Source organism: Streptomyces sp. NBC_01450 (assembly GCF_036227505.1).
In the GTDB taxonomy this organism is placed as follows: domain Bacteria; phylum Actinomycetota; class Actinomycetes; order Streptomycetales; family Streptomycetaceae; genus Streptomyces.
Genome location: NZ_CP109480.1, coordinates 8,018,153 through 8,034,406, shown reverse-complemented (window position 1 = coordinate 8,034,406; position 16,254 = coordinate 8,018,153). Strand labels below are relative to the sequence as shown.

At 70.9% G+C, this 16,254-nt stretch carries 13 protein-coding genes; 2 read left to right on the top strand and 11 right to left on the bottom strand.

Going from position 1 to position 16,254, the window contains the following annotated elements:
- Window positions 1–19: 19 nt before the first annotated feature.
- From OG568_RS35675 to OG568_RS35655, 5 genes are all read right to left on the bottom strand, one after another.
- Complete coding sequence (locus tag OG568_RS35675; protein WP_266414772.1) at window positions 20–973, bottom strand: ROK family glucokinase; 954 nt, start codon at window positions 971–973, stop codon at window positions 20–22.
- Window positions 974–1,027: 54 nt separating this feature from the next.
- Window positions 1,028–1,495, bottom strand: coding sequence for a DUF5304 domain-containing protein (locus OG568_RS35670; protein WP_329534529.1), 468 nt, complete (start codon window positions 1,493–1,495; stop codon window positions 1,028–1,030).
- Between the two features lie 57 nt (window positions 1,496–1,552).
- Window positions 1,553–2,722, bottom strand: coding sequence for an ArsA family ATPase (locus tag OG568_RS35665; RefSeq protein WP_329534528.1), 1,170 nt, complete (start codon window positions 2,720–2,722; stop codon window positions 1,553–1,555).
- Window positions 2,723–2,978: 256 nt separating this feature from the next.
- Window positions 2,979–3,425 (bottom strand): SRPBCC family protein, encoded by a 447-nt coding sequence (locus tag OG568_RS35660; RefSeq protein WP_266414766.1) that lies wholly within the window; start codon window positions 3,423–3,425, stop codon window positions 2,979–2,981.
- A gap of 107 nt (window positions 3,426–3,532) precedes the next feature.
- Window positions 3,533–4,330: a metallophosphoesterase family protein gene (locus tag OG568_RS35655; protein WP_266414764.1), complete on the bottom strand. Its 798-nt coding sequence runs from the start codon at window positions 4,328–4,330 to the stop codon at window positions 3,533–3,535.
- Window positions 4,331–4,644: 314 nt separating this feature from the next.
- Here OG568_RS35655 and OG568_RS35650 point away from each other — a divergent pair, with 314 nt between their 5' ends.
- Window positions 4,645–6,441 carry an AMP-dependent synthetase/ligase gene (locus tag OG568_RS35650; RefSeq protein WP_329534527.1) on the top strand — a complete coding sequence of 599 codons (1,797 nt, stop codon included), beginning with the start codon at window positions 4,645–4,647 and terminating at the stop codon, window positions 6,439–6,441.
- 19 nt (window positions 6,442–6,460) lie between these two features.
- On the opposite strand, the gene OG568_RS35645 is transcribed toward OG568_RS35650, so the two are convergent.
- Both OG568_RS35645 and OG568_RS35640 read right to left on the bottom strand, forming a co-directional pair.
- Entirely contained in the window at window positions 6,461–8,044 is a 1,584-nt protein-coding gene (locus OG568_RS35645) for a GMC oxidoreductase (protein ID WP_329536552.1), read from the bottom strand.
- 190 nt (window positions 8,045–8,234) lie between these two features.
- A complete protein-coding gene (locus tag OG568_RS35640) occupies window positions 8,235–9,377 on the bottom strand; it encodes a glycosyltransferase family 4 protein (RefSeq protein ID WP_266582100.1) in 1,143 nt (380 codons plus the stop codon).
- 211 nt (window positions 9,378–9,588) lie between these two features.
- On the opposite strand from OG568_RS35640, the gene OG568_RS35635 reads away from it, so the two are divergent.
- Window positions 9,589–10,821 carry a glycosyltransferase family 87 protein gene (locus OG568_RS35635; RefSeq protein ID WP_329534526.1) on the top strand — a complete coding sequence of 411 codons (1,233 nt, stop codon included), beginning with the start codon at window positions 9,589–9,591 and terminating at the stop codon, window positions 10,819–10,821.
- An 82-nt stretch (window positions 10,822–10,903) separates the two neighbouring features.
- On the opposite strand, the gene OG568_RS35630 is transcribed toward OG568_RS35635, so the two are convergent.
- The 4 genes from OG568_RS35630 to OG568_RS35615 form a co-directional block, all read right to left on the bottom strand.
- Window positions 10,904–12,100 carry a hypothetical protein gene (locus OG568_RS35630; RefSeq protein WP_329534525.1) on the bottom strand — a complete coding sequence of 399 codons (1,197 nt, stop codon included), beginning with the start codon at window positions 12,098–12,100 and terminating at the stop codon, window positions 10,904–10,906.
- Window positions 12,101–12,132: 32 nt separating this feature from the next.
- A complete protein-coding gene (locus tag OG568_RS35625) occupies window positions 12,133–13,164 on the bottom strand; it encodes a C40 family peptidase (RefSeq protein ID WP_329534524.1) in 1,032 nt (343 codons plus the stop codon).
- Between the two features lie 352 nt (window positions 13,165–13,516).
- Window positions 13,517–14,557: a C40 family peptidase gene (locus OG568_RS35620; protein WP_266414752.1), complete on the bottom strand. Its 1,041-nt coding sequence runs from the start codon at window positions 14,555–14,557 to the stop codon at window positions 13,517–13,519.
- Window positions 14,558–14,896: 339 nt separating this feature from the next.
- Window positions 14,897–16,246 carry an NYN domain-containing protein gene (locus OG568_RS35615; protein WP_266582103.1) on the bottom strand — a complete coding sequence of 450 codons (1,350 nt, stop codon included), beginning with the start codon at window positions 16,244–16,246 and terminating at the stop codon, window positions 14,897–14,899.
- Window positions 16,247–16,254 lie beyond the last annotated feature (8 nt).

Here is a 16,254-nt window from a genome sequence, read left to right as displayed (position 1 = left end):
TACTGCGTGATCAAGTCGGTTACATGATCGGGTCGGGCTCCCTGGCCAGGTCCGCCGCGCCCACGAGACCGGCTTCGTTGCCGAGCTGGGCGGCGATCACCTCGGCCACGGGGCGCCAGTTGCCGCCGACTAGCCAGCGCTTGTACGACTTACGGATGGGGTCGAGGACCAGTTCGCCCTCGTCCGAGAGGCCGCCGCCGACGATGAAGGCGGAGGGGTCGAAGAGCGAGGCCAGGTCGGCGAGGCCGGCGCCGGCCCAGCGGGCCAGCTCGCGGTAGGAGTCCACCGCGACCGGGTCGCCCTGGCGCGCGGCCACCGAGATGTGCTTGCCCTCGATGCCGTCGGGGGAGCCGTTGCCCAGCGCGAGCAGGATCTCCGCGTTCTCGGGGGTGGCGTTGGCCCGCTGCTTGGCGTAGCGGACGAGGGCGCGCCCGGAGGCGTACTGCTCCCAGCAGCCCTGCGAGCCGCAGCCGCACATCAGGCCGTCCGGCACCATCCGGATGTGGCCGAACTCGGCGGCCACACCGAAGTGCCCGCGGCGCAGCTTGTTGCCGATGATGATGCCGCCGCCGAGGCCGGTGCCCAGCGTGATGCAGATGACGTTCCGGTGGCCCTTGCCCGCGCCGAACTTGTACTCGCCCCACGCCGCCGCGTTCGCGTCGTTCTCCACGACGACCGGCAGCCCCACGCGCGCCTCGACCTCGGCCTTGAGCGGCTCCTGCCGCCAGTCGATGTTGGGCGCGAAATACACGGTCGAGCGCTGGCGGTTCACGTATCCGGCGGCACCGATGCCCACGCCGACGATGTCGTGACCCGCGCGCGCACCTTCCACGGCGGCGGCGATGGCGTCCACAATGGCCTGCGGCGTGGTGGGGGTCGGCACCTTGTGGGTCGAGAGGATGTTGCCTTCCTCGTCGACCACACCGGCCGCGATCTTCGTGCCGCCGATATCGACGCCGATGGTGAGTCCCATGAATCCCTCAGTTTCGGTCGAGCCCCGCTACGGCCAACCGTACCCGAGCGGCCTTTAGTCCAAGTCAATCCGCTCCCCCGGACCGGTCCCCTCGCCACGGGGGCCACGCTCCCGGGTGGTCCAGCGCCGTTCCTGGGCCTCGACGGCCGAGCGGTAGGCGGCGAGCAGCTCGTTGCCCGCGGCCGCGAGGTGGTCGAAGACATCGGGGTTGCGCTCTATGACCGGTTCGACGGCCGCCTTGGCCTGCTGTACGACCTGGTTGACCATCTGGTGCGCGGTGCCGGAGGCGACCACGCCGAACAGCGGCGAGTTCAGTCCGGAGAGCTTGTCGGCGACCGCGTCGACCAGCTTGCGCAGCTCCTCCGCGGCGGAGCCGGGCGGCGGGCCGTACTGGGCGCGGCGGCGGGCCTTCTCCGCCGCGAGGTCCTCGGCGCACGCCTTCGCCCAGGCGTCGGCGTCGCTCGCGCGCGCTTCGTCGTTCGCCTCCTGAGCGGCGTCGGATGTGGGGCGCTCTTCGCTCATGGCGGACTCCTGCCTACGGTTCTTCCTTTCGACGGTACCCGAACGGGGGTACGCCGTTCACCGTGCGCGGGGCCACAGATCCGGGTCCGGCGCGAAACGGACCCTGAGTTCCCCCTCCCGCAGGGCGGCGCCGGCCACGGTGCAGCGGCGCAGCGCGGACGGCAGCGGCACGATCCTGCGGAACTGCCCCACGGTGATGACGAGTTCGTCGCCCCGGCGGATCAGGTCCAGTTCCTCGCGTATCGCGCCGGGCAGCGGGATGTGCCATACGAGGACGCCGTCGTCGGCGAGGTGGTCGAGGACCGGCCACTCGACCGGGGTGGGCACCCGGTTGACACCGGGCACGGGGAGCGCGCCGAGGTCGTCGGTGCCACGCGGGTCGCGGCCGAGGTGCAAGACCTCGTGGACGGTGTACGTCTCCTGCCACTCGTCCAGTGCCTTGCGCTGCTGGGCGGCGAGGGCGCCCAGCCAGGCGTCCGCGCTGGCGGCGGGCAGCACCCGGCTCGCGACCAGCGCGTCGACGCGCAGACCGTGCAGGGCGAGGGCGGTGGTGGCGGCGTGTACGGCGTCGGTGCCGGCCGGGCCGGGCTCGGCGACCAGCCGTACGGTCGTGGCGCGGTCCTCGACGACCGCCGCGACGGCGGCCAGCTCGATGTCCCAGCGTGCCGCCGTCTCGTACAGCCACTCGGCGGGCATCGGGACGCCCGCGAGACGGCCGAGGACGGGGCGCAGGGCGCGGGCCGCCTGACGCTCCGGCGGGAGCAGCCGGCGCAGGTAGCGGCGCAGCTCCTCCGGGAGGGCGAGGAGGGCGAGTGCCTGCGGGGTCGGCGGGAGGTCCACGACCAGCAGGTCGTACGTGTCCGAGGTCGCCGCGTCACGCAGGGCGCGCAGCAGGGCGAGTTCCTCGGCGCCGGGCAGGGGGGTGAGTTCCTCGGCGTCCAGGCGGGCGGCGCCGAGCAGGTCCAGCGCGGTGGTCGCGCGGTCCTGGAAGGCGGTGAGGTCCTCGCGGAAGCGGGCGTTCGCGTCGGGGCGCCAGGTGGTGAGGTGCGGCGCGGCGTCGGTGGGCGCAGCCCCGGTGGACACGCCGAGGACGGCGCCGAGGGTGTCGGTGCGGTCGGCGGTGAGCAGGAGGGTACGGGTGCCCTCGCGGGCGGACTTCAGCGCGGTGGCCGCCGCGACCGTCGTACGGCCCGTGCCGCCCTGGCCGGTGATCAGGATGGTGCGCATTACATGAACGCTACCTGCGTCGAGCGCCCCCGCCGCCCCTACCCGTCCCATCCCCCGGGGGCTGCCGCCCCCGGACCCCCGCATCGGCCTGAACGGCCTCGTCCTCAAACGCCGGACAGGCTGAAAACGCGGGCGCACCCCGTCAGGGGCGCGGGGAACTGCGCGACCAGCCCCCACGGGCCCGCGGCCAAGACACCGCGGCCGGACCGCGCTCCGGGGCGAAGCCCCGACTTAAGGGGCGCCCCGTGGAGCGGGGTCAGCTCGCCTCGCCCGACTCCACTCGCTTCTTCAGCCCCGCCAGCGCCCGGTCGATGATGACCTTCTCGGCCTTGCGCTTGATCATGCCCAGCATGGGGATCTTGACGTCGACCGTGAGCCGGTAGGTGACCTCGGTGGCGCCGGCGCCCGCGGGCTTGAGGATGTACGAGCCGTCCAGGGAGCGGAGCATCTGGGACTTGACCAGGGTCCAGGAGACCTCGTGGTCGCCGGTCCAGGTGTAGCCCAGGGTCTGGTCGTCCTTGATCGCACCGGCGTCCATGACGAGGCGTACCTGCTCGGCGCGGCCCTGCCCGTCCGTGGCGAGTACCTCCGCCTCCTTCACCTCTCCGGTCCAGTCCGGGTAGCGGGCGAAGTCGGCGATGACCGCCATGACGTCAGCCGGTGCCGCCTCGATCGTGATGCTCGAGCTGGTGTGTTCCGCCATCGCCGTGGCTCCTCCAGATGCGGTCCGGTGAGGGAGGGTGGTGCGCACGTGTGTGCAGCGTGAAGGCTACCGCGCGCCCGCCGACCCATCGCCACCCCACCTGGCGTTCACCACTCCAGGACCCACGGGCGGCCCGACGCGGCGAAATGGCCGACGTTCACGCACTCGGTCGCCCCGATGCGCATCCGGCGCGCGAGTGGCTGGTGGACGTGGCCGAAGAGGGAGTAACGGGGGCGGGTGCGGCGGATCGCGTCCAGGAGGGCACCGGACCCGCGTTCGAAGCGGCGCGCCACCGTGTCGTAGACCAGCTCCGGTACGTCCGGCGGGATGTGCGTGCACAGCACGTCGACCTCGCCGACCGCCTCGATCTTCGCCGCGTACTCCTCGTCGTCGATCTCGTAGGGCGTCCGCATGGGGGTGCGCAGGCCCCCGCCTACGAAGCCGAAGACCCGGCCGCCGATCTCCACCCGCTCACCGTCGAGCACCGTCGTACCGGGTCCGGCGTACTCCCCCCACAGCGGCGGCATGTCGACATTGCCGTAGGTCGCGTACGTCGGCGTCGGGAACGCGGCGAACAGCTCGGCGTACTGCTTGCGCACCGCCTTCTCGACGGCCACGGGATAGTCCATCCCCACCTCGGCCCGCAGCTGCCGTCCGAACTCCCGTGCCTCGGCGAAGCGGCGGGCGGTGCGCAGCTCGACCAGCCGGTCGGCGTTCTCGGCGCCGAAGAGGTCGGGGAAGATGCCGCGCGAGTGGTCGGCGTAGTCGAGGAAGAGCACCAGGTCACCGAGGCAGAGCAGGGCGTCGGCGCCTTCGCCGGCCCGGGTCAGGTCACGTGCGTTGCCGTGCACGTCGCTGACCACATGAATACGCGTCCTGCGGTTACCGCCTGGTGTGGGTGCCATGACGATCAAGCGTAGGCGTGTGGGGCAAACGTGAATAGAGGCGGTCGGACCTGCGGTTACTGGCATGGCAAGAAGGGCGTGGACTACTGTGCGTGAAGGAACGCCAGCCGGTGTGGCGAGCCAACCCGTGTGACGCAGGGAACATCTCGCCGGGACCCCCTATCGAAACAGCCGTACCGGTGGGTAACGTCCGGGCAGTCCAGTCGTACTCAGGATTTCAACAATGATGTTCCTGGGTACCTGCCCGAGCCTTGGACCCGCTCCGTCGCATCACACACCGTCGTGGCGTCGGCGCCCTATGAGGAGCAGCAGTCTTGCGCGAGTTCAGCCTTCCGGCTTTGTACGAGGTCCCTGCGGACGGAAATCTGACCGACATCGTCCGCAGAAACGCCGCGCAGCATCCCGACGTCGCCGTCATCGCCCGCAAGGTCGACGGCACGTGGACGGACGTCACCGCCACCGCCTTCCTCGCCGAGGTGCGGTCCGCGGCCAAGGGTCTGATCGCCTCGGGCGTACAGCCCGGCGACCGGGTCGCCCTGATGTCCCGTACCCGCTACGAGTGGACGCTGCTCGACTTCGCGATCTGGAGCGCGGGCGCGATCACCGTGCCGGTGTACGAGACCAGCTCGGCCGAGCAGGTGCAGTGGATACTCGGCGACTCGGGCGCGACCGCCTGCATCGTCGAGCTGGACACGCACGCGGCCTGCGTGGAGTCGCTGCGCGACCGGCTGCCCGCCCTCAAGCACGTCTGGCAGATCGAGGCCGGCGGGGTGGAGGAACTGGAGCGCGCGGGCAAGGACGTCAGCGACGCCACCGTCGAGGAGCGCAGCTCGCTCGCCAAGGCCGACGACCCGGCGACCATCGTCTACACGAGCGGTACGACCGGCCGCCCCAAGGGCTGTGTCCTCACCCACCGCGCCTTCTTCGCGGAGTGCGGCAACATCGTGGAGCGGCTGCGCCCCCTGTTCCGTACGGGCGAGTGTTCCGTCCTCCTCTTCCTGCCGCTCGCGCACGTCTTCGGACGGCTGGTGCAGGTCGCGCCGATGATGGCGCCGATCAAGCTGGGCTGCGTCCCGGACATCAAGCACCTCACCGACGAGCTGGCCGCGTTCCGGCCGACGCTGATCCTCGGTGTGCCGCGCGTCTTCGAGAAGGTCTACAACTCGGCGCGCGCCAAGGCGCAGGCGGACGGCAAGGGCAAGATCTTCGACAAGGCGGCGGACACGGCGATCGCGTACAGCCGCGCCCTGGACACCCCCTCCGGCCCGTCGCTCGGCCTGAAGATCAAGTACAAGACGTTCGACAAGCTCGTCTACAGCAAGCTGCGCGCGGTGCTGGGCGGTCGCGGTGAGTACGCGATCTCCGGCGGCGCCCCGCTCGGCGAGCGCCTGGGCCACTTCTTCCGCGGCATCGGCTTCACGGTCCTGGAGGGCTACGGCCTGACCGAGTCCTGCGCGGCCACCGCGTTCAACCCCTGGGACCGTACGAAGATCGGTACGGTCGGCCAGCCGCTGCCCGGCTCCGTGATCCGTATCGCCGACGACGGCGAGGTGCTGCTGCACGGCGAGCACCTGTTCAAGGAGTACTGGAACAACGAGGCCGCGACCGCCGAGGCGCTCGCGGACGGCTGGTTCCACACGGGTGACATCGGCACCCTCGACGAGGACGGCTACCTCCGTATCACCGGCCGCAAGAAGGAGATCATCGTCACCGCGGGCGGCAAGAACGTCGCCCCGGCCGTGATCGAGGACCGTATCCGCGCGCACGCGCTGGTCGCGGAGTGCATGGTGGTCGGCGACGGACGCCCGTTCATCGGCGCGCTGGTCACCGTCGACGAGGAGTTCCTGGGCCACTGGGCCGAGGAGCACGGCAAGCCGGCGGGTTCCACCGCGGCGTCGCTGCGCGAGGACCCGGATCTGATCGCTGCGATCCAGGACGCGGTCGACGACGGCAACGCCGCGGTGTCGAAGGCGGAATCGGTGCGGAAGTTCCGCATTCTGTCCTCCCAGTTCACGGAGGAGTCGGGCCACCTCACGCCGTCCCTGAAGCTCAAGCGCAACGTGGTGGCGAAGGACTACGCGGACGAGATCGAGGCCATCTACCGGGGCTGACGGCCCGACCCGGCGGTTCTCATGGCGCGGTGTCCTCGGCGAGGATCCGCGCCATTCCGCGTTCGGCGAGCGCGGTGATCGTGAGGAACGGGTTCACCCCGATCGAGCCCGGCACGAGCGAGCCGTCGGTGATGTACAGGTGCGGGTAGCCCTTCACGCGGCCGTAGCTGTCCGTGGCCTTGCCCAGCACGCAGCCGCCCAGCGGGTGGTAGCAGAAGTCGTCGGCGAAGGTCTTGTTGTTGCCGAAGAGGTCGTAGCGGTAGATCGTCGCGTTGGCCGAGTTGATCCGGTCGAAGAGCTTCTTGGCCATGCTGACGGAGACCGCGCTCTGCGCCGCGGTCCAGCCGAGCTTGGCGGAGTCCGTCGCCGCGTCGTACGTGAAGGACGCGCGCTCCGGGTTCTTGGTGATCGCGAGGTAGAGGCTGATCCAGGTCTCCAACCCCGTGGGTATCGGGGCGATTTCGGCGAAGACGGGATTGGCCGTGTTGGCCCAGTCGTCGATGCCCATGACGGGCATGGTCGCCTGGTTGGCGCCGACGGTGTCCCAGATGTGGTTCGCGCGGCCGGTCATCACATTGCCGTTGGTGCCCCAGCCGGTGCCGACGCTCGCGTCCAGGGCGGGCAGGGTGCCCGTCTCCCGGGCCCGGACGAGGAGTTCGGTGGTGCCGAGGCTGCCGCCGCCCAGGAAGAGGTACGTGCAGCTGTACTGCTTGGTCTCCACGACCGCGCCGGTGGTGTCGATCCGATCGGCGGTCAGGGTGTACGTGCCGTCCGTGGCCCGGCTGATCGCCCGGACCTTCTCCAGGGTGTGGATGGTGACGTTGCCGGTGCCGAGCGCCGCCGCGAGGTAGGTCTTGTCGAGGCTCTTCTTGCCGTAGTTGTTGCCGTAGATGACCTCGGCCGCGAGTGCGGACTTGGTGGCGGTGCCGGCGGCCTCGCGCTGCATGTAGGCGAAGTCGTAGACGTTGGGGACGAAGGTGGTCTTCAGGCCGGTGTTGGCGGCGGCCTTACGGGAGGTGCGGGTGAACTGGTACCACTCCGTGGACTCGAACCAGGTGGGGTCGACCGTGTTGACGCCGAGCATGGTGCGGGCGCGCGGGAAGTAGGTGTTGTACATCTCGGCGGCGTCGACCGTGGGGAACTGCTCGGAGAAGTACGTCTGGAGGGGCGTGACGGCCATTCCGCCGTTGACCAGCGAGCCACCGCCGACGCCTCGGCCGACGTAGACCGACATGTTGTCGTAGTGGACCCGGTCCAGGACTCCGGGGTAGAGGCCGATGTCCTTGTTGACGACGTCCAGCCAGAGGAAGGTGGCGAGCGGGGCCTCGGTGCGGGTGCGGAACCACATCGAGCGCTCGTCGGGGGCGCTGGTGGAGCAGAACACCTTGCCGTCGGAGCCGGCGGTGTTCCAGAGCTTGCCCATCTCTATGACGAGGGTGCGGATGCCGGCCTGGCCGAGGCGGAGGGCGGCCACGGCGGCGCCGTAGCCCGATCCGATGACGATGGCGGGCGCGGTGTCGACCGCGGCGGGCTCCGCGGCGTGGGCGGACTGGAGGCCTACGCGGGTGAGACCGGCGGCGGCGGCCGTCTGGAGGGCGACCATGCCCAGGATCTGGCGTCTGGTCAGGTGACGGTTTGTCAGCTGACGGTTACTCATCTGATGATGAGTCAGTTTTTCTGTCATGTGCGCAGCATCGGCGGATTATTTGCTTCCGCCTAGGCTTTTTGCCGGGTTTTCAGGGGGCGCCGCGCTGAGCGGGGAGAGTACGGGTGGTTTGTGGCCGGTCGCGCGCCTAGAGCAACTCTTTCAAGCCCTCCGCCAGCAGGTCCCAGCGCCATTTCTCCTCCACCCAGCGCCTTCCCCGTTCGCCCATGTGGCGGCGGAGTTCGGGGTCGCCGAGGAGGGTGATGATGCGGTCGGCGGAGTCGTCCGGAAGATCACCTCGGACCACCCAGCCCGTCTCGCCGTCGAGGACCGCGTCGGGGGCGCCGCCCGAGTCGCCCGCGACGACCGGCAGGCCCGTCGCGGAGGCCTCCAGGTAGACGATGCCCAGGCCCTCGACGTCGAGGCCGCCCCGGCGGGTGCGGCAGGGCATCGCGAAGACGTCGCCCGCGCCGTAGTGGGCCGGCAGCTCCGACCAGGGCACCGCACCGGTGAAGCGGACCGCGTCGGCGACCCCGGTGTCGTACGCCAGCTTGCGCAGGTCCTGCTCGTACGGCCCGCCGCCGACGATCAGCAGCACCGCCTCCGGCTCCTTGGCGAGGATGCGGGGCATGGCGAGGATCAGCGTGTCCTGGCCCTTGCGCGGGACCAGGCGGGAGACACAGACCACCACCGGGCGGTCGGTGAGGCCGAGGCGGGCACGGACCACGTCGCCGCCCGAGCCGGGGTGGAAGGTCTCCTCGTCGACCCCCGGAGGCAGCTGGACCATACGGGAGGCGGCCTCGGGCGTCAGCGCGGACGCGATACGCGAGCGCGTGTACTCACCGAGGTAGGTGATCGTGTCGGTGGACTCGCCGATACGGCGCAGCAGCTGCCGTGCGGCGGGCAGCTGGGCCCAGCCCGCCTCGTGGCCGTGCGTGGTGGCCACCAGTCGCTCGGCGCCCGCCCTGCGCAGCGCGGGCGCCATCAGGCCGAGCGGGGCCGCCGCCCCGAACCACACCGACGTACAGCCGTGCTCGCGCAGCAGCCCGACGGCGCGCCGGGTGGCGCCCGGTGTGGGCAGCAGCATCGTCGTACGGTCCCGGACGACGGTGAAGGGCTGCTCGGCGTCGAAGGCGGCCGTCGCCTCGATGCCCTCCGGGCTCCGCTTCCACGTGGATGCGTAGACTACGAACCGCTCGGGATCGAGTCGTAGCGCCATGTTGTGCAGGAACGCCTGGATGCCGCCGGGGCGGGGCGGGAAGTCGTTGGTCACGATCAGGGTCTTGTGCATCGCGTTCGACACTACCGAAACCTTCGAATCCCCACGCGAGCGGTCCACAGCGGCGAAGCTGTATTCCGTCGGTGGTCACAGCCGCGTACGGCCGTGCTTCATGGGCCTCGCACAGCCCGGCGCGTCATCATGCTTCCGCACAACCGCACTGCGTCTCCACCGCACGACCGCACGACCGCACAGACAGCCGACGAACGAGGGCCAGGTGAGCATGAAGGGCACACGGGGGGAAAGGTTTCCGTACGCGTTGCTGGGAACCTGGGGCCTGACCAGGCTCATGCTTCTGCTCTTCGTCTTCAAGGTGTTCGTCTTCCCGGGCCCGGACGTCACGAGTGACGTCTCGGTGATCTACCAGGGCTGGTACGAGGTCCTGCGCACCGGCACCTTCCCGCTCGACGACGTGACCTGGCAGTACCCGCCGGCCGCCGCGCTCGCCATCCTCTCCCCCGGCCTGCTGCCCTTCCTCGACTACGCGCACGCCTTCTTCCTGCTGGCCTTCGTCGCCGACCTGGTGGTGTACGCGCTGCTCCACTACGCCGGCCGGCGCCCCGGCAAGACGCTGCGCGGCGCGTGGGTGTGGGTGATCGGCGTCCCGCTGCTCGGACCGACCGTCTACGCACGCTACGACGTGATGGTCACGGCCCTGGCGGTCGCGGCGCTCCTCGCGGGAGCCCGCCATCCGCGGGTGATGGGCGCTCTGGTGGGCTTCGGGGCGCTGGTGAAGGTGTGGCCGGCGCTCCTGCTCCTGGGGGCCGTGAAGCGGCGTGCGTGGGCCGCGGCGGCGGTCACCGCCGGCGGGATCGCGGTGCTGTTCGGGCTGTCGATGCCCGGCGCCTTCTCCTTCCTGACCTTCCAGCGCGACCGGGGCACCGAGGTGGAGTCGCTGGGCTCCCTCGTCTTCCATGTGGGCCGGCACTTCGGCTGGGACGGTCAGGTGCTGCTCAACTACGGCTCGGTGGAGTTCCTGGGCCCGTACGTCGACGTGGTGAGCAGGCTGGCCCTGGCGCTCACCGCGATCGCCTTCGCCTGGCTGCTGCTGTGGCGGCTGCGCGCCCAGCGCTTCCGGCCGCACACGCTCGCCGACGCCGCGTTCGTGGCGGTGCTGATGTTCACGGCCACGAGCCGCGTCATCAGCCCCCAGTACATGGTGTGGCTGGTCGGGATCGGCGCGGTCTGCCTGTGCTTCCGGCGCAGCCGGATGACCGTGCCGGTCGGTCTGGTGCTGGCCGCGTGCCTGGTGACCGTCCTGGAGTTCCCGATCTGGTTCTCGCACGTCGTGGGCAGCGACCGGCTGGGCATCACCCTGCTCTTCCTGCGCAACGGTCTGCTGGTGATCGCGGCCCTGCTCGCCGCCCTCGAACTGTGGCGGGCCACGGTGTCCGACCCGGCTCCGGCCCTGCCCGCTCAGGCCACCCGCACCAAGGAGCCCCTGACCTCCTCCTGACGGCGAGCCGGGCGCCCGGCGAGGCGCGGCGGGAGTGGCCGGCCCGAGTCCGTCGCCCAACGGGACACCACGGGGCGCTGATTCAGCCGAGCTGCGCCTTCAGGTACGCGCGCCACTGCTGCGTGAACGCCTCCGGCGTCGTGTGCAGCACGTCCCGCAGCGCGCCCTCGACGGCCCCCGCCCGCTTCTTGTGGTCGCCGACAGCCCGGTAGAACTCGTTCAGCCGGACCTCGCCCCAGTGGTCGGCGATCAGCCGGCAGGCCATCCAGCCGCCCTCGTACGCCCGCGCCAGCCGTGCCGCGTCCCCGGTGAACCCGAAGTCCTTGTCGTCCGGCAGCGCGGCCGGTACGTGCCCGTCCAGCACGGCCCGCTCCAGCTCCGGCGCCGCCTGCGTCGCCGTACGGCCGCTGCCGCGGTAGCCGACCCAGTCCGCGAAGCCCTCGGAGAGCCACAAGGGCGTGGCGGCGGTGGTGTGGGCGCGGGTGGCCACGTGCGTCGTCTCATGGGTGAGCACGACCTGTTTGCCGAAGTCGCCGAGGAGGCCGTACGCGTCGGGATTGACGATGATCCGGTCCGCGGGCGCGCCTGCCGTGCCCCCCGCCTCTCCGGTGGTGACCGCCGCGATGCCCCGGTACCCGGACGCGGGCGCCCCGAGCAGCCCCGCCATGCCCTCCAGCGACTTCGGTACGAGGACGACGACATGCCCCGACCAGTCCGCGCCCCAGGCCCCCGTCACGGCGGGCACGGCGTGGTCCGCGAGGCCGGCGTACGCGCGCAGGCGCTCACCGGACTGCCCGACCCCCAGGACGAGGCTGTGCGCGCCCCGTACGACCGTCACCGCCCCCTGCTCCCACAGCTGCTGGCTGGCGCGCTTGGCGGGCACGTCGGAGGAGACCCGCCAGGTCCCGCCGTCGCGCACCAGGATCAGGGTGCGGGCCGCCGTGACGGGCGCCTTGTCGTAGCCCTCGATGCGGTAGCGCAGCTGGGCGTCCGCGGTGGCGCGGTCGCCGGAGTGGCGCAGGTCCGTCAGGCGGTACGACCAGGCGGCCAGCGGGACGGCGCGCAGCCGGGTGAACTCCGTGGTCGAACCGGACGGTTCCCCGGTGGCCCGGTACGCCGACTCGTCGTGGTCCAGGACCGCGGCGGCCCGCCGGTCGAGGACCCGCTGCACATCGGCGGACGCGGTGTCCGGGGACGGCCCGCCGCCGCAGCCCGCCAGCACGGCGAGCAGCAGCACCAGAGAGCACCCCGCCCGCGACGCACGCCTTCGACCAGCCACGTTCCCGATCGTACGGCGCCCGGGCGCGGGGGTCAGACCCGTGTCACGGACGAGATGGGCATCATGCCCACCGGGTCGTAGCGCACCGGCGCACCCGGATAGGGCGCGTGGATCACCTGGCCGTTGCCCACGTACATCGCGACATGGCTCGCGTCGGAGCGGTAGGTGATGAGGTCGCCGGGCTGGGCCTGGGAGAGCGACACGTGCCGTCCGGCGTACCGCTGCTCCTGGGAGGTGCGTGGCAGACCGATGCCCGCCTGCCGGTACGACCACTGCATGAGGCCCGAACAGTCGAATCCGCCGGGCCCGTTGGCACCCCACACATAGGGGCGGCCGAGTGCGGAGCGGGCCGCGGCGAGGGCGGCGGCGGCGCGCCCCGAGGCAGGAGTGGCACCGCCGAGTTCGGGCACGTCGGAGCGTTCGGTACGGGAGGCCCGGTCGTAGGCGGCGCGCTCGGCGGACGGCAGCGAGTTGAGCAGTCGGCGCGCCTTGGCCAGTTTCTGTTCGACGGTCCGCTTGTGCAGGGCGACGGCCCTGGTGCTCTTCTCCAGCTCGGCGAGCTTGGCGGTCGCCTCGTCGCGCTCCTGGGCGAGGTCGCGCATGGCGAGCTGGAGGTCCGTGAGTTCGCCCGCCTGGTGGGCGTTGATCCGGTCGAGCGCGGCGGCCTTTTCGAGGTACTCCGCGGGGTCGTCGGAGAAGAGCAGCGCCAGGGAGGGATCGAGGCCGCCCGCGCGGTACTGGGCCCCGGCGAGCGAACCGAGCGCGTCCCGCATGGTGTTGATGCGCTCCTGCTGCCGGGCGATGCGGTCCTGTGCCGTGCTCACCTCCTTACGCAGGGCGTCTGCGCGTTCATCGGCCTTGTTGAACGCCTCGGTTGCCTTCTCCGCCTGGATGTACAGGCGGTCCACCTCGGCCCGGGTGTCGTCCTTCGGTGCTGCGGCGGCCGGTACGGCCCCGAGGGCGGCGGCCGCGACGGACATCACGGTCACGGCGATGCCGGCGATGCCCGTGGCACTGACGCCCCGGTCGAACCCGGACGGTGGACGGCAGCGATGGGACCCCACGAGTAGCCGCTCTCCCTTTCCTTTGACGGATGCTGACGGTCCCCCGAGTTCCGGGGGAAACGCGCCAGACATTGACGCCCTCGCCAACCCCGCAGGCTGGAGATTCCGGTCCGCACCGCTACGCGGCACCACCACGGGTTCCTGCTTCACGGGCCCTTGCCGGTCTCCAGGGAGATCGGTCTTACGCGGGCCTCCACAGGCGTCACTTCCCGCCCGTCCGGCGGTAGGTCCCACGACTCCGCCGCAGGACGCAGCGACTCTAACCCTGGTTCCGCGCCTCTCCGGGCCACTCGAAGCGAAAAGCCCGCACCTCCACCCCGAAGGATGCAGCTGCGGGCAAGTGTTCGGTGGATCAGACCCGGACGCCGAACTGGAACGCTCCGCCGATGGTGCTCATCGACTCGTAGCGCACGACCGTTCCGGTGCGCGGGGCGTGCAGCACCTGGCCGTTGCCCGCGTAGAGACCGACGTGGTGCAGGTCGCCGAAGAAGAAGACCAGGTCGCCGACCTGCAGATCGCTCTGCGAGTAGATCCGGGTGCCGTAGTTCGCCTGCGCCTCCGAGGTACGCGGTATGGAGACACCGGCCTGGGCGTACGCCCAGGAGGTGAAGCCCGAGCAGTCGAAGGAGCTGGGGCCGGTGGCACCGTAGACGTACGGCGTACCGATCTTGGTCTGGCCCGCGGAGAACGCGGCGCCGGCCCGGCCGGAACCAGTCGGCGTGTTGCCGTCGAGGACCGTGCGCTCGCTGGCGCGGGTGGCACGGTTCTGCTCCGCGTCGAGAGCCGCCTTCTCCTTGGCGGTCAGGGAGTTGAGGAGCTTCTGCGCCGCGGCGAGCTTGGTCTGGACCGTCTTCTTCTGCTTGGCCAGCTCCGCGCGGGTGTCGGAGAGGTCCTTGAGCTTCGCGGAGGCTTCCTGCCGCTGCTGGGCGAGCGAACGCTGCTTCTCCTGGACCTTCTTCAGCGCCTCGACCTGCTGACTGCTCAGCTGGTCCATCGCGGACGCCTTGTCGAGGTAGTCGTCCGGGTTCGAGGAGAGGAAGAGCGCCACGGAGGGGTCGATGCCGCCGGTGCGGTACTGGGCACTGGCCATCGTGCCGAGGCCGTCGCGCAGGGCGTTGAGCTCGTCCTGGCCGCGGGCCACGTTGTCCTGCAGGGTGCTGATTTCCTTCTCCAGCTTGTCCTGCTTCTCCTTGGCCCCGTCGAGCTTCTCGGTGGCCTGCTCGGTCTCCTCGTAAAGCTTGTCGACCTTGCTCTTGACCTCGTCCTTGTTCAGCTTCTCGCTGGGCGCGGCGTTGGCGGCGTTGGCGCTGAGGACAACGGCAGCGGCTGCGGCGGTGGTGAGCACGGTCACACGGGTGCGGCTCGGCTGCTTGGGTCGACGGTGGGACGCCACGAAGGCGAGCTCCTTCTTCCTTCAGCCGCCTGCCGAGACGCCGACGGGCGGTGTCCCCCCACCGTCACTCCCAATGAGTGATCACCCGAGTGGAGGTTCGAGCCCAGACCCTAGTGACCTTCCTGTGATCAGTTCAAATCCAAACCTGAAAATTCTTTGTCCCCCAGCGCATTCTTTGCACTCAACTCACATGCAGTGATGCGGGGCTGACGCTACGTTGCGTGAAGGTTTCGCCAATTCGGGCACAACGCCTGGATGTTGCACATGGTGCGTACGGGCTTATTGGGACACACGGCGCAGATCGCCGACCGTCGGTTCAGTCGCCGGTTCGCCGCTGGTTCAGCCGCGCGAAAAGCGCTTGAGAAGCACCACGGAGGCCACCGGACGGGCCCCCGCCTTGGCGATCCCGTCGGCCACCTCACGGTCGGTGGAGACGACGATGACGGGCCGCCCGGGCGGCTCGGCGCGCACCAGCTGGCGGATCAACTCGTCCGCCGTGACACCCGCTTTGGAGAACAGCACCCGCACCCCGCGCGGCGGTGCCAGCAGCACGGGCGCCGCCAGCTCGGCCCCGTCGAAGACACACGTCACCTCGGCCCCGCTCTGCGCCGCGAGCTGCGACAGCTGCCCCAGGAGTCTGAGTCGCTGCTTCTCGAGCGGCATCTGCGGATAGCCGGTCTTGGTGACGTTGTAGCCGTCGACCACCAGATGCGCCTGCGGCAGCGCGAGCAGCTGGTCGAGGATCGCGGGATCGTTCTCGGACAGGGCGCGTGCGGCGATGTCCTTGGGCGTCATGCGCCCCGGTTCGACCGCGTCCACGGTCTCCGCGGGCCGTACGGACACGGGCGGCAGCGCGAGCTCACGGCGCAGCCCCTGCGCCGCGTCCAGCACGGTGTCGAGCAACAGCCGTACGCGCATGTCCTCGACGCTGCGCCCCTCGCGCGCCGCCTTGCGGGTGGCCTCCAGGGCCGCCTCGGCCTCCGAGAGCCGCGCCTTGAGCCGCCGGGTCTCGCTCTCGGCGGCGGACACCTGGGCCTGCCCCTCCGCCCGCGCCGTGTCCATCTCGCCCTGCAGCTTGCGCAGCGCGGCCTCGCCCCGCTTGACGTCGCTGAGGGCTCCGCGCAGCTTGCGGTGAAGCGATTCCGCTTCCTTCTTCGCGGACTCCAACTCCGTGCGCAACCGCTCGGTTTCGGCCTTGGTCTGCCCGCGCGCGTGCGCGAGCTCCTCGCGCAGCCGCTCCAGCTCCGCCCGGCTCTCGTCGTCGGCGCGCTCGGCGTCGGCCCGCAGGGCCTCCTCGCCCGCGGCGGTCACCAGCTTCACCCAGCCCGTGGGGCGCAGCACATAGGCCGCGGCCGCCACGTCCAGGGGATCCGCGGCCGGCGGCGGCGCGCCCGAGTCGAGGGCGCCGGTGAGCTCCGGCTGCGCCTCTCTGAGCTTCTCGGCGATACGCTGACGGAACAGCGGGTCGGTCTCCAGCGCGGCGGCCATGGCGTTGCCTGCGAACTTCGCCCGCCGGTTGGGAGCGAACCGCGCATACTGCCGCAATTGGGCGGGCAATTCCGCGACGGTCAAACCGCCGAACCCGTCCGACACGATCTGCACGACCCGTCGGCGCACGCCGTCGGGCAGCGGACGGTCGAGCACCTCAGCGGCGCCGTCGTCCGGCTCCCCGCCTGTGGTCTCCACCATCCGTCACC

What these genes read in the sequence shown, in the direction of transcription:
- OG568_RS35675 (WP_266414772.1), bottom strand. Translation starts at nt 973, where the DNA reads ATGGGACTCACCATCGGCGTCGATATCGGCGGCACGAAGATCGCGGCC.
- OG568_RS35670 (WP_329534529.1), bottom strand. Translation starts at nt 1,495, where the DNA reads ATGAGCGAAGAGCGCCCCACATCCGACGCCGCTCAGGAGGCGAACGAC.
- OG568_RS35665 (WP_329534528.1), bottom strand. Translation starts at nt 2,722, where the DNA reads ATGCGCACCATCCTGATCACCGGCCAGGGCGGCACGGGCCGTACGACG.
- OG568_RS35660 (WP_266414766.1), bottom strand. Translation starts at nt 3,425, where the DNA reads ATGGCGGAACACACCAGCTCGAGCATCACGATCGAGGCGGCACCGGCT.
- OG568_RS35655 (WP_266414764.1), bottom strand. Translation starts at nt 4,330, where the DNA reads ATGGCACCCACACCAGGCGGTAACCGCAGGACGCGTATTCATGTGGTC.
- OG568_RS35645 (WP_329536552.1), bottom strand. Translation starts at nt 8,044, where the DNA reads ATGGTCGCCCTCCAGACGGCCGCCGCCGCCGGTCTCACCCGCGTAGGC.
- OG568_RS35640 (WP_266582100.1), bottom strand. Translation starts at nt 9,377, where the DNA reads ATGCACAAGACCCTGATCGTGACCAACGACTTCCCGCCCCGCCCCGGC.
- OG568_RS35635 (WP_329534526.1), top strand. Translation starts at nt 9,589, where the DNA reads ATGAAGGGCACACGGGGGGAAAGGTTTCCGTACGCGTTGCTGGGAACC.
- OG568_RS35615 (WP_266582103.1), bottom strand. Translation starts at nt 16,246, where the DNA reads ATGGTGGAGACCACAGGCGGGGAGCCGGACGACGGCGCCGCTGAGGTG.